The sequence below is a fragment of the Paenibacillus sp. FSL H3-0329 genome (genome assembly GCF_037963285.1).
Taxonomy (GTDB): Bacteria; Bacillota; Bacilli; order Paenibacillales; family Paenibacillaceae; genus Paenibacillus_AQ; species Paenibacillus_AQ odorifer.
Genome location: NZ_CP150150.1, coordinates 6,812,674 through 6,825,742 on the forward strand (window position 1 = coordinate 6,812,674; position 13,069 = coordinate 6,825,742).

General features: G+C 48.1%; 7 protein-coding genes and 2 pseudogenes. 1 reads left to right on the plus strand and 8 read right to left on the minus strand.

The features are described from left to right. Positions 1-185: 185 nt before the first annotated feature. From NSQ66_RS30070 to NSQ66_RS30100, 7 genes and pseudogenes are all read right to left on the minus strand, one after another. A pseudogene (locus tag NSQ66_RS30070) lies at positions 186-386 on the minus strand (LuxR C-terminal-related transcriptional regulator); the annotation flags it as partial. Between the two features lie 105 nt (positions 387-491). Further along, positions 492-4,553, minus strand: a pseudogene (locus NSQ66_RS30075) (AAA family ATPase); the annotation flags it as partial. A gap of 304 nt (positions 4,554-4,857) precedes the next feature. Continuing rightward, entirely contained in the window at positions 4,858-5,256 is a 399-nt protein-coding gene (locus NSQ66_RS30080; protein WP_076140575.1) for a hypothetical protein, read from the minus strand. Positions 5,257-5,367: 111 nt separating this feature from the next. Beyond that, a complete protein-coding gene (locus NSQ66_RS30085; RefSeq protein WP_339279511.1) occupies positions 5,368-9,027 on the minus strand; it encodes a stalk domain-containing protein in 3,660 nt (1,219 codons plus the stop codon). A 152-nt stretch (positions 9,028-9,179) separates the two neighbouring features. Then, on the minus strand, positions 9,180-9,728 hold the full coding sequence (locus NSQ66_RS30090) for a cupin domain-containing protein (protein ID WP_036677840.1): 549 nt from the start codon (positions 9,726-9,728) through the stop codon (positions 9,180-9,182). A gap of 401 nt (positions 9,729-10,129) precedes the next feature. Then, on the minus strand, positions 10,130-10,609 hold the full coding sequence (gene rlmH, locus NSQ66_RS30095) for a 23S rRNA (pseudouridine(1915)-N(3))-methyltransferase RlmH (RefSeq protein ID WP_036677839.1): 480 nt from the start codon (positions 10,607-10,609) through the stop codon (positions 10,130-10,132). Between the two features lie 257 nt (positions 10,610-10,866). After that, the gene (locus NSQ66_RS30100) at positions 10,867-11,217 is read right to left on the minus strand and encodes a helix-turn-helix transcriptional regulator (protein ID WP_038573939.1); all 351 of its coding nucleotides are present in this window, start codon (positions 11,215-11,217) and stop codon (positions 10,867-10,869) included. 142 nt (positions 11,218-11,359) lie between these two features. On the opposite strand from NSQ66_RS30100, the gene NSQ66_RS30105 reads away from it, so the two are divergent. Continuing rightward, positions 11,360-12,772 carry an MFS transporter gene (locus tag NSQ66_RS30105; RefSeq protein WP_076140574.1) on the plus strand — a complete coding sequence of 471 codons (1,413 nt, stop codon included), beginning with the start codon at positions 11,360-11,362 and terminating at the stop codon, positions 12,770-12,772. A gap of 98 nt (positions 12,773-12,870) precedes the next feature. Here the strand turns inward: NSQ66_RS30105 and NSQ66_RS30110 are convergent, their stop codons facing one another. Next, positions 12,871-13,038, minus strand: coding sequence for a CxxH/CxxC protein (locus NSQ66_RS30110; RefSeq protein ID WP_063829780.1), 168 nt, complete (start codon positions 13,036-13,038; stop codon positions 12,871-12,873). Positions 13,039-13,069: the final 31 nt, after the last annotated feature.

The window sequence follows — 13,069 nt, forward strand, 5'->3', positions numbered from 1 at the left end:
CAGATTATTTTAATTAGTCAATATACTGTCTAATTATAGATAGACGGACCCCGATAGAACTGAAAGTCCTTTTTCTAGAGTGTGGAGATATATCCTCGGATAAGGCAGAATTTCTTACCCTCCTAAAGATGTACACCTCAAAAAAACGAAAAAAAGAGCCCCTTAAAGGCTCGCTTCCTCGTTCGTCAATCTATCAATTGCAGCTCCCTGGCACGGACAACGGCTTGCCCCCGCCGCTTCACGCCAAGCTTGCCGATGACTCTCGATACATGCGTCTTGACCGTCGTTTCGGCAATACCGAGCCGCTCGGCAATCTCTCGGTTCGATAGCCCTTCAGCAATATTCATTAAGATTTCGTACTCCCGGTCGGTCAGTGGCTCACTCAGCTCCGTTTGATCGGGGCTTGGGACAGGCAACGGCAACGAGATATTTTCTACGGCACCCCCAACATCGCCTTCCAGCAGCTCGACATAAATCATCCGCGTCGCGACAAGCTCTAACACCTTTACGTCCCGATCCGTAAACACACCTGGTAATTTCCGATTTTCCAAGTAGAGTAAATAGGAAGCTCGATCTCCCGGAACCGCGATCGGTATGCACAATATTGATCTGGGCTGCTGTGCTTCAATATAATGATCCTTCACCCAAAAACTCCGAATCGCATCATGGAGAAGTAGCGGCTTACCTGTCAACGCAGTATGACTCAAGACGCTCTCTGCATACAATCCGGATGCCGTTTGCTTATCCGACCGATCTGATCCGCCTGCTTCGATAGCAAACCCGTCACCTTGGCGGCTCAACAAGAGACCCCAATCGGCGCCAGACTGGCGAAGCGCTGCTTCCAGCAGACTTGTCATCCAGCTAGCCTGCTTCAGCTTGCTAACCCCCTCAATGAGTTGTCGCACAAGCTCATACTCGCCTTCCCTCGCCTCTTCCCTGCCTTCCACTGAAGTATTCAGCTGTGGCATGTCCATGCGCTTACGGTCGCTTTCCACTTCCTGCTCCAAGATCTGCTCCTCCTGCTGCTTGGCAGCTGGGTAAACCAACAGATCGGCATATCTGCCTTTGATTTGGGCCACCTTGGAGGTGATGCCCCATTCGGCGAACGCGGCGCAGGCATCCATCATGTTAATCATCGCACCGGATCCGCTAATTAAGTCATCTTTATAGCAGATTGCAAGCCGTTCGCAGGCAATCCCTTCAATTAGAGCGTATTTTTCAGCTCTCGCCTGCCCAATCGCAGCCATATATCCGTGTACCGCAGCCATCGGATTTCCAGCCATTCGTTCGTCCTCCGCTTTCATTAGCAAATATGCGGAGGACCTGTTGCCTAGAAATCCTCGCCAGCTTTTCATTTTTCGCAATTGACGACGTATAGCTTGCCGTATCTGCTTGCGTTCTTCCTCGTTTTTCTCCAAAAATATAGCGGCTAAGCTCAAACTCTCATAAAAGCGTTGCTTGCGAATTCTTGTCCAATCCAGTGACAGCTCGTTCTGCCTTCCCTGCTTCGCCCAGTACAAGGCTTCCTCATAATTACCCGACAAGTAAGCCACTTCTAGCCTGCAGACACAACCATAGTTATCCTCTTCCTGTTGCTTCGAAGCGCCGCTTGACGGAACCTGCGGAATGGAAATGAAGTCTTCCCTCTTAGATTCGTCCTGTAGTGCTAACATGTAACTCTCTGCGATCCGTACTATTTCCTGTGTCTTGTCGCTGGCGAACTGTCGCATATTCTCCTCATAATACTGGAGTAGCTCCTTTAAAGCATCCAGGTCACCGCTGTACGTCACGAGACAGGTAATCAGGGCCAGATTGGCGAAATCTCTTTCTCCACTTTCTAACCCTTGGCGCATCGACTTATACATCATGATGAAAGCCTCCGAGGGCTTATCCATTTGCTTAAACATTCCACTCGCAAAATTAAATGAATGTTGATTAAAATTGGACAAATTAACCATTTCCGAAAATACCCGTTTGGCGATTGAAGGCGCTTGAACATAGTTTGGAAGCACCCTCTGTATGATCAACTCGTATCCTACGATCATGACGGCAAGTGATTCGTTTAACCCTTTCTGAAGCCCGTAACGGATAAACCGAGCATAGAATTCTAGCAACGCTCTGGCGTCATGCATAAAGAGAGGAAAAAATAGCTGCTCCAATAACAGGCATAACTCCGTATACTCTTCATCAAGAGCGTCGGACAACAGATAAGACTTATTGCGTTTTCGATACAACATAAGCCCTGTCCGAGTCACTTCCTTGGCGATGGACAACAAGGAGCTATTCTCCTGAAGCTTCCATCCATAAGCCTCCAACGCTTCTTTTCCAATTGCAATTGCCGCCTCATTGTCCACAAACGCGTGAAATTGAATCAAGGGCACCCATATGCACGAACGCTTCGATCGGCTCATCCCCTTGGTGTTCTTATTTAAATCCGACAATAGTACTCTCGCCCGGTCGGGTTGCCCGCCCATATACTCCGTCCATGCTAACACCAACTGCAGTTGAACATTGAGCTCGCCCGATTCGAGCTCTTTGTATTCCGTTAATAGGCGAATCCCATTCTCCGCATATTCTTTCCCTTTTACATAGCGCCCATCAGCTAATGCCTTCTTTCCCGCTTGAAGATTATGCTCAACCAGTTGCCGAACCTCTTGCCCTGACAGAACCGATGCGGCTAGGTTCAAGTGATCGATTGCCGTCAGCGTCGTATTATCACTCCACTTGGGAAAGCTGCGTTGCAGCAGCTGCCCGATCCTACGGTGCCTGTCCGCGTTGCGTCCTGAATCGAAATCATATGCCATTCGGTGAATGCACTCATGGACGAACAAATAGATTCGATCCTGTCTGTCTCCCTGCTCATCCTCATCCTCACGATAGATGATTCCTTCTGCCTCTACCTCTTGTAGCCCATGGAAAGCGGCATCCGGCACCATGTCGCATGCTTTGGCAAGAATCGACAATCGGAAAGCAGAGCCAATCGCGGCAGCCATGGCTAGAAGCTGCTTTGTATCGTTCGATAGCTTAGTGAAGCTCACCTCCATCAGACGGAGGTGAGCTTCTGGATCGCCCATTTGCCGGATGACTTCCGGATCCCATGACCACTGATGCCTATTATCGTCAAAGCTGAGTTTTTTCTCTTGCAGCCAGCCTTCTAGTATCAGACGTATCGCCCGAGGGTTACCACCGCTTTGATTATAGACAGATCTGGCCAGAAGACGAATACGAGCAGAATTTTCATGCAAGGCATCGGAGACATATTGGCTCACCTCTTCGTATGTCAGTGGCAGGAGGGCCACTATTTCCTCCGAATTGGTACGCCATCTCTCAACTAACCAGGTAATCTCTGGGAAGTGATTCAAATTAGGTTCTCCCAAAGTGGGAGCTTGCTCAACTGTCATCCGGCTCGTTCCAATCAGGAACAAACCGGGTACCGTATGCTTCACAAGGGAGTCAAGTACCGCATGCGTTCCATGGTCGGCCCATTCCAGGTTATCAATAAACAGGACAAGCGGGGGCTTGCATTCGGCCATGCATTGCATGAGATGTGGCAGATGATCTCTGGCACGATCCCAGCCATTTTCTTCGTCCACGGCAGCCGATACCTCCGTCTCGGTTCCAAACAGCGAATGAATCTCGGGCAAAATAGTGACGATTTCCCTCACATCTCGTCCAAACTCCGCCTGCAGCTTTATTTTAAGCTGTGAAATGACATCTGCCGGCTCGCTCCACAGCTGATCCACCCATTGTCGCAAAGCTTGAAGAATCGGTTCATACGGTGCAGTTTGCTGAAGAGGTTCTGCTCTCCCTTCAACAAACATGCCTCCACGCCGAGCGACCTTTAACTGTAATCTGCGAACGAGCGTCGTTTTGCCAATGCCCTCCTGGCCGCTCACCCATGAAAATACGCTCATCCCTTGAGCCGCCTGCTCAAGTTTGGCCTCCACTTGCTCTACTACAGCGCTGCGCCCGTACCAATTATCGGTTCGACCTAGCGAACGAATTTGGTCTAGGCGGCCTACTTCGAAGGGCGTCAGCGATCCTTGTTTATTCAGCATGTCCCGACACCACTTCAGATCCTCAAGTAACCCGTAAGCGCTCTGGTACCGATCCTCCGGAGATTTGGCAAGTAACTTCATCAAAATATTTTGCAGCGGCCCTTCTCCCTCCAACCGATTATGAAGCTGAGGCTTCCTGCTAATATGTACAGTACTCCAATCTTCACCGTCTTCAGGAAGAAAAGGCAGTTGTCCGGTGAACAGCTCATAAAAAATAACGCCTACTGCGTATAGATCGCTGCGTTCATCCGGCACACGATTAATCCGTCCTGATTGCTCAGGAGACCGATAAGCAGCATTACCTACCCCGATCTTTATCATGCGCGCCGTCTTTTCATCCCATTGAATACTGATGTTAACGGGGCTCAAGCATCCGATCATCCCATTCTCTTGATGCTCACGGAGCACCAATTCCGTCAATGGGATGGAGAGCTCAATGAAGCCTTCAATCTCTATAGGAGGCTCCTTTATGTAATCTTTTAGTTTCTTAATCATAGCCGACAATCGTACGCACCTACCTAAAATATAAGTTAAGTTTTGAGTTATAGATGGTTCGAAAGGTCCTGATCTCTTTGGTTAGGAAGATAAGTTTATTATAAATATTAATCTATGATGCTTTTGGAGTCCATTAGTTTTAATTCCCCCCCTGTAAGTTAACTCAAATATACTATGGGCGCACGAAAAAAAGACACCCGGTCCGGGTGCCTTATAGGGTTCAGCTCAGCGAAACTATTGGCAAAAACACATGCATTCGCCTGACTATTTCTGTTGAAGCAACCGTAATATAAGTACCGCCTCCTCAGCCCGTGTGGCCTCCGACTCCGGTTCGAACCGATTCCCGCTTCGACCTTGTGTTAGTTCCGTCATAGACACCGCCGGCAAAGGCAGAAGATCCTTTTATAAATCCGCTTGGCCATGCCTGATATCCAGTAAATGTTCTTCCTAACACTTCATCCCCAAGAATGGAGCCACTATACCCAATTCCATCTTGACCGGAGATGTTTGTAGCGGCTGCAACAGTCGATATGCCGCCAAATTCTACGCTTCCCGAAATACCTCCTATTATAAAAAGGATAATCAATAACATTATTGCTAATTTCCTACTTTTCCTTGTCATCATTCTTTTGTCCTTACGCATAAAGAATTCTTCATCGCTAGAAGCCACCAATATTAATAGAAGCCTCTTGGTCGTCTCCATATAAAAAGTCTCCTATCATTTCGCTTTATCTAAACAACATAGACAAATGATAGGAGCGTAAAGTCCTCCAAAAAAGCTGCTTATTTATTTGTTCCACATACGGTAATTGAATCAGCCGTCACTTGGTATAGGCTCAAAGTAGATAGGAAGTGTCGTTACCGAATAATCGGATAACGCTATGATCTTTTCATCGCGAGTAACCGCAATTACACGCAGATTATACACCGTCTCCGGATTAAGATTCCTAAGTGAAACATGGGTGGTTGGGGTGGTTTCGATCAGCTCCTCATTCATATAAACGTGATAGTTGATCCCCTCTTCCCCATACTCATTCCAATAGAGCTCAATGAAATGAGGCTGAACTTCAGACCTCATATTCTGTATCTCCCCATAGTACGCGAAACGGAAGGAGGCTGTAGTTAGTCCGCCTTTACCGTCATTGGCCGTTATATGAATTTCTGTTGAACCGAAACCAGTTGGGCTAATGCGCATGCTAGCTCCTTCCACATCTACCTCTACAACTGCCGTATCACTCGAACGGGCTGTGAATGTTAACGAATCACCATCCGCATCATGGAAAACCTCGCTCATATCGATTTCAAATGGCGCATTAGAATTTACCATTTGATTAGATATTGGTTTAACCGCCTCAGGAGCAGTATTCGTTGGTGTTGGTGTTGGCGTCGGTGTTGGTGTTGGCGTCGGTGTTGGCGTCGGTGTCGGTGTTGGCGTCGGCGTCGGTGTTGGCGTCGGTGTCGGTGTTGGCGTCGGTGTCGGTGTTGGCGTCGGTGTCGGTGTTGGCGTCGGCGTCGGTGTTGGCGTCGGTGTCGGTGTTGGCGTCGGTGTCGGTGTTGGCGTCGGCGTCGGTGTTGGCGTCGGTGTCGGTGTTGGCGTCGGTGTCGGTGTTGGCGTCGGCGTCGGTGTTGGCGTCGGCGTCGGTGTCAATCCCGATAGTCCTGATGGTGTCGTCGGTGTTGGCGGCCGCTGAGCTTGTTCTTGCAGCTTCTTCATCTGCTCCAAAAATTTTTTCAGCTCCTCAAATCTTTTCTTCTCAGCATCCAAAAGTCGTTGCATCAACTTTTCCTCCGATTGTTTACCGGCTTCTTCAAGTTTCTTCTTATTCTCCAGCTCTTGCAGTACTTTTGCAGCTAGAAGCTTATCTATTAGGGCCTGCTTCTGTGCGTCTAGTAGACGCTGCTTATTTTGCTCCTCCAGCAGTCTTTTTTGTTCTTCCTCCAATTGCTTCTGCCTTGCCTGCTGCTGCTTTTCCTCATCCGATAATTGAAGCGGCAGGACATTATTCAAATCGATCTTTTTACCGGATTGCTTATTGGCCTCATCGATAAGTGCCTGCAATTGTTCTGGTCCTATTAAATTCTGATCACGAGCCTGCTTTAAAATATTAGGAAGAAGATTATCTAAATTATTTTGGTATCGATCCAGATCGTCTGGAGACAAGCCACCCGGATTTCCGCTAGGGATAGACCCTGGGGCTTGATTTCTAAACCTCTCCAGCATCTCCTCATTTTCCTGCTCTATTTTTTGCTTAGCCTTTAATATGGCTTCGATAACAGCAGGTGAAGCTTGATTAACGAGACCGGAAAGATCAACCACATAAGGCACATTGGGCGTTTGCGAATCTAATCCTGGATTTAAGCTCAGTTGCTGCCCAGGATATACGAGGAGGGCTGGATCCTGACTAGTTCCGTTGCCGCTTCCCTGAACTAGACCGCTGTTTACAGTAATCATCGGAAACAACGTAACCGGATTGATACCCACCATAAAATTCGTGCCTCGAACATCAGTCACAGCCGTCGGCGTAAGGATGTTGAAGGTATCCTTGGCACTTACCAGTGAGGACACATTGGCCGCAGCTAGCCCGCTCCATAACATAAAGCTCGTGTGCTTTACACGGGACGCATCACTTAAGTTTGAAATGTACAGCTCCGAGTTTTCGCTTATCGTAATTTCATCCCCACGATCGGCCGTCCTTAATATCGCGCTCGTATTTTTTTCCGTAAGAATATGATCACCTTGATGAAGATTCATGCCATTATAGGCCCGGTAAGTCAATGAACCGCCCGCCTGATTGATCCAGACCGTTCCTTTAATCTGTTCGATTACCGTCACACGCGACTTGCGATCTGCTGCAGGCAGCTTCTCGACCGCTTCCGCGATTTCCCGTAAAATTACCGTCCTCGTGTTCGAATCCCATTGTACATCTGCTCCAAATGCCTCACTGAAAAATCGGATCGGAACATAGGAACGGCCATCTTTGTTATATGGCGCTGTCTCAATCTCTCGCTGCTCTTCTGCACCCGTCTCGGCATTGTTAATGGAAATCACTTTACTCTCCATTTGCAGCCTGATACTTACGTCTCCCTTTGTCAATTCAATGGTACGCTGGTTATCCAACAATCCAACCTTATAGCCCAGCATTTCGCTTAAAGCTCTCACGGGCACCATTGTGCGCCCCTTCACAATTTCGGGCTGCACGTCAAGTCTGATCACGGTATCATTGATCACAACCTTCACCTGATCATTGTGGGGCAAATTGGTTGGAAGCTGGTAATACTCAAGCTCACGGATTTTATTGTTATAGCTGTCCGCAATGAGCAAGCCGCCATTTGGCAGAACCGCTACATCTGTCGGATTATGGAGCAGATTATGACCGTTAATGCCATCTACTTGACCAAACTGAGCAGGTACACCAGCAATTGTACTCACATACCCGTCAACAAGATAACGAATCGTGTGGTTCAAGCTATCGGCAATGACTAGTCCCCCATCCTTTGTTACGACGATTCCTCTAGGAGACTGAAAGCGTGCCTGTGTAGCGGCACCATCCGCATAACCACCTTCGGCATACAGGCTACCATTCGCATACACAGGCTCCTCCCCCGCAGGCAAACCCGCCGCGGTTGTCACTGTACGCTTGGCCAGATCAATATAGCGAATTACTCGATTGCCCGTATCACTTACATATAAGTTGCCTTTATGGTCGATCGCAATGCTGGTAGGATCATTAAACTTGGCGGTTGAAAGCTCTCCATCTGCATAATCACCTGCAGGAACAGCATAGCCGCCAATCACCTCGACGACTCGATCAGATGCAGCGTTAAGTGTAGTCACTTGACCATCCGCTGTTATTTGCCGGATTAAATGATTTAACGTATCCGCAACATACAAGGTTCCATCTGCAGCGACAGCCACATCCTGGGGATGATAGAATCCCGCTTCATTACCTATACCGTCTTCATTGCCGATTATGCCATCACCGGCAACCGTTGTTACCATCCCATCCTTAGATATTTTTCGTATCCGATGATTTTCGGTATCTGCTATGTATATATTACCTTCCAAATCCGTATCCATGCCCGAAGGACCGTTGAACACAGCATCTTCTTTAGCACCATCGTGCCAAGCTCCCTCAGGAGTTCCGTAGTCTTCCCCGTCAAGCATTAAGCCCGCATAGGTAGAAACCTCTCCATTCTTCACTTGACGGATGAGATGATTCCGGGTGTCTGCCACAAGCACAGAACCATCCTTCAAGACAGCGATTCCCTGAGGCATACGAAAAGAAGCCTCTGATGCCGCTCCATCCCAATCGTCAAATTCACCACTTCCTGCAAATACTGTTACTTTTGAAAGAGCCTCATGGCTGTCACCCAGGTACAGCTCACTTTGAATGCCGGCAGCCCCTGCGGCTGTACCTCCAATTAATGTGAAACTCATAACAGCAACTATTAAACGACGATATACTTTCCTCACATTGATCCCCCTTCACCCGATAAAATCAAAGCAACAAAAAAACAACTATAATTCGACTTCCTCTGGACATTATAGTGAGAAATATAATAGTTTGTAGTCCTACGAAAGTAGTATTCTATAAGATTGTGTGAGAAATGAACGATTAATTCTCCTTACAGCACCTCTCCTGTATACTTTTTCAGAACTTCATAAACTCCTTTTTTACGGGCTCGTTTAATAATGAATTTAAAGAGAGAACGTTGTAACCAGAAGGGAATACCCACGATTAGGGTGTTTTGTAGTGTTAAAACGAAAGCGGTATGGGCAAGTGACTTGGGTTTGCCCTTTTCATCTGTTAATCTATCGTCCATGAGCCCGTAATGAATGCGAACCGATTGCTCGAACTTGCTTGGCGGCGTTAGCCGGACGCGGAATACAACTGGCTCTTCATGCTCGTTCGCAAAGGTATGTGACGTTTTAAGTGGGGCAATACGGCGGTCTCCCGCTTCTAACACATGCTCTGTTTTACCTAAAGTTACGGTGAGCTTACCTGTAATTACTTCGAATTGCTCTTCAAGCTGATCATGAATATGCAAAGGTGGACCTTTGCCAAATGGAGGCAGTGCAACTTCGATTAATAAATACTCTCCCTCCGTGTCCTTTGCCGTTTCTAGAAAAGTAATTTGTTCTCCTGTGACTTTATTCTTAACCGTTTGTTCCATTCATGTTCGCTCCTTGTTGATTATTTACCAAAACTAGATGCTTAGATGCTTCAATATTGATTGTCTTCATGCAAAAAAACCTTCTATCATTCGACTCTGTTTAAACATCATAGTCGAATAATAAAAGGTTTAAGTCCTACGAAAGGAGTACACAGTAAAAAGGAGGGGGTGAACGATAAGCACCGCGCACAGTTCAAATCAAAAAATGGCAGCACTCACAAAGTTCTTCCCGCAGGTCTTCATCATCTGCATTTGATTCGAATTAAATATCACACCTTAATGTCTGTTCTAACACAGCTGAAATTCATCCGCCATCTCTTGAGACCACTCTGAAATAGTTTAAATCCTAAATCGCATAACGCTGGATTTCGGAGTTATTTTTGCAAGTATACAAGTTCGCCTTACTTGTGATACGGTTCCCCCCGATTGATCTTCACCGCGCGATACACCTGCTCCACCAGCACCAGGCGCATGAGCTGATGTGGCAGCGTCATGCGCCCGAAGCTCATGCGCTGCTGCGCGCGGCGCATGACCTCGTCGGAGAGCCCGTGGCTCCCTCCGATGACGAACACGACATGGCTCGTCCCGTAGGTGCCGAGCCGGTCAATTTCTGCGGCAAGCTCTTCCGAGCTCCACAGCTTGCCGTCGATCGCGAGCGCAATGACATGCGCCTCGCTCTTAATCTGCGCGAGGATGCGTTCGCCCTCGCGTCCCTTTACCTGCACGACCTCTGCTTCGCTTAGAGAATCGGGTGCTTTTTCATCTGCCACCTCAATGACCTGAAACTTCAGGTATGGTGTCAGCCGTTTTGCATACTCCGCGATGCCATCGATCAAGTACTTTTCCTTCAATTTTCCTACGCCAATAATTTGAATAAGCATAAGTGCCTCCTGTCATAATCCTCTATAGAAATAGCAAAAGGACGCGCACTGGGCGTCCCTTGTAGTTTTAGTAAGTACCTTCTGTTCTATCACATATTTGGTGGAAAAGAAACGACAATTAAAACGGCCTACTCTTGCGCAGTCCCTAAATGTCCTATTTTTCATGCAATCTATGGATCTCCTGATCCCACGTATTCCTAGATTGCCTGAATCTAGAATTTCATGTATTCCTCGTCCTCAGCAGGTTCAATCCATCCCTACTTACTTTCTTCCTGCTCCTCCATCACTAAATCCGGTTTCCCCCCAGCTTCATAAGCGCTCAATATAGAGTCCAGCAAGCCTGGGAAACGTGCATTAAGATCCTCAGTCCGCAGGGACAACATGCGCTGTGTTCCTTGAACTCGTGTAAAAACAACTCCTGACTCGCGCAAAGTACGGGCATGGTGAGACATAGTGGATTTTGCGATCGGGACGTTGAAGCCGTTGCAAGCCTGTTCTCCATTTAAGTGAATATCCGATACGATATGTAAGCGAATCGGATCGCTGAGTGCATACAATACGGAGGCAAGCTGAATGTCCTTGCGGTCCGGATGAAATAGTATTTTCACGGATGATTATCCCCTTTTGTCGTACGATGAATGCGAAAAAAATATTGGTGTTCCTAATTGCATTTTATATCAACGCATGCTATATTTCAATTGTTCGTAAGTAATCGAACTATTAAACAATAATAAAAGGAGTGCTTCGCACATGACTTCTGTAAATAACCTCTCCGCGAATGCGGATCATGAAGCCTCCGTTCCGGAAGCGCCTCTTCCACGAGAAGGCCTGCTGACCCTGCTGTTCAGTGTCGCTGTGGTTCTCGTAATCATGAATACGGCTATGTTCAATCTGGCGCTGCCTGATGTGACCGAAGCCTTCGGGATTACGGCTGCGTCCGCTTCTTGGATTGTCACCGGGTATTCCATTATGTTCTCGATTGCCTCAATCACGTACAGCCGGCTTTCTGATTTTCTGCCGATTCGCCGTCTGTTGGTTATAGGCTTGTTGACGCTGGGCCTCGCGGCTGTTGCCGGCTTTTTCAGCACTAACTTTATCTTCCTGCTTATCGTACGCATTCTCCAGGCCTCAGGCGCGGGCGCAGTAATGTCCTTGTCGCTTGTCCTGTTTACCCGCTATATCCCGCAAGCCCGCCGCGGCAAAGCAATGGCGACAATTATGTCAGCCGTCTCGCTGGGTCTAGGGCTTGGGCCGGTCGCGGGCGGAGCCATCGTCGAATATCTCGGCTGGATTTGGCTATTCTCTGTAACGGCAGCTATTCTGCTTCTAGTGCCGCTGTTCCTTATCCTGCTGCCCAAAGAAGTACCCACCCGTGGCTCCTTTGATGTGCTTGGCGGGCTGTTCTTGGGCGTCGGCACGACCGGGCTGCTGCTGTTCCTGACCAGCGGGTTGTGGATTGCCTTGATCGCCGGAATTGTCGCCATTGCTTTATTTGTTGGCCGTATCCGCAGCACACCTGATCCATTCGTGATGCCGGATCTTTTCCGTAACCGCTCATATCTCGTGTTGGCTCTGATCGGAGTTGCCTCCTACCTATGCAGCTTTGCCACGTTATTCCTGCTGCCGCAGATTCTGACTCACCGTTTCGGCTTCAGCGCAAGCCATGCCGGGCTTGTGATCTTTCCGGGTTCGCTGCTCGCCATCTTTGTCTCCCGCTCCGTCGGGCGAATCATTGACCGTTATGGCAATGCGGGGATTTTGCGTTTTGCACCATTGCTCGTATTGACCGCTACCATCCTATTCGCTTTCTTTGCTGGGCGGTCATGGATTGCCGTCATGTTCATCTATATGATTATGAGTCTGGCCTTCACGACACTGTCCAGTAGTGTATCCAATGAAATCTCTCGGATTCTGCCTTCTTCACAAATTGGCTCCGGGATGGGCCTGTTCCAGCTGCTGCAATTCTTCAGCGGCGCCTTCAGCGTGGCTATGGCCGCAAGCGCACTAGAATGGCAGCGCGGACTGCCGCTTTCTGCAGCCTACTCCAATATCTACTGGGGACTCTCTATTGCAGCATTGATCGCCATCATCTCAGCTATTCTCTACCGCCGAGGCAACCGAAGTAGCTCGCTGACCGACATAGTAGATGCAGCAGATGCATAAGACCTAATCGGCTAACACATATATTATTTCATGCAAAAAAACACCCTGCGGCCCATTTCCGGGACTGCAAGGTGTTTTTAATAAATTTTAACAGTCCTTTAGACCACTAAATATTCCGCATTCTTCTCACATTCCGCACATTTGGCCGGCGGGTCCCAGTCCGAGAACTCGGTCTCCTTCAAGTCCACAATATCAGGTGCATCCTCATACTCGTCCACAAATTTGTCGATGGCTAACTCTACATGTTCTTTACATACTACATACATTCAACCAAGCATCCCTTTCTGTGCCGCTGCG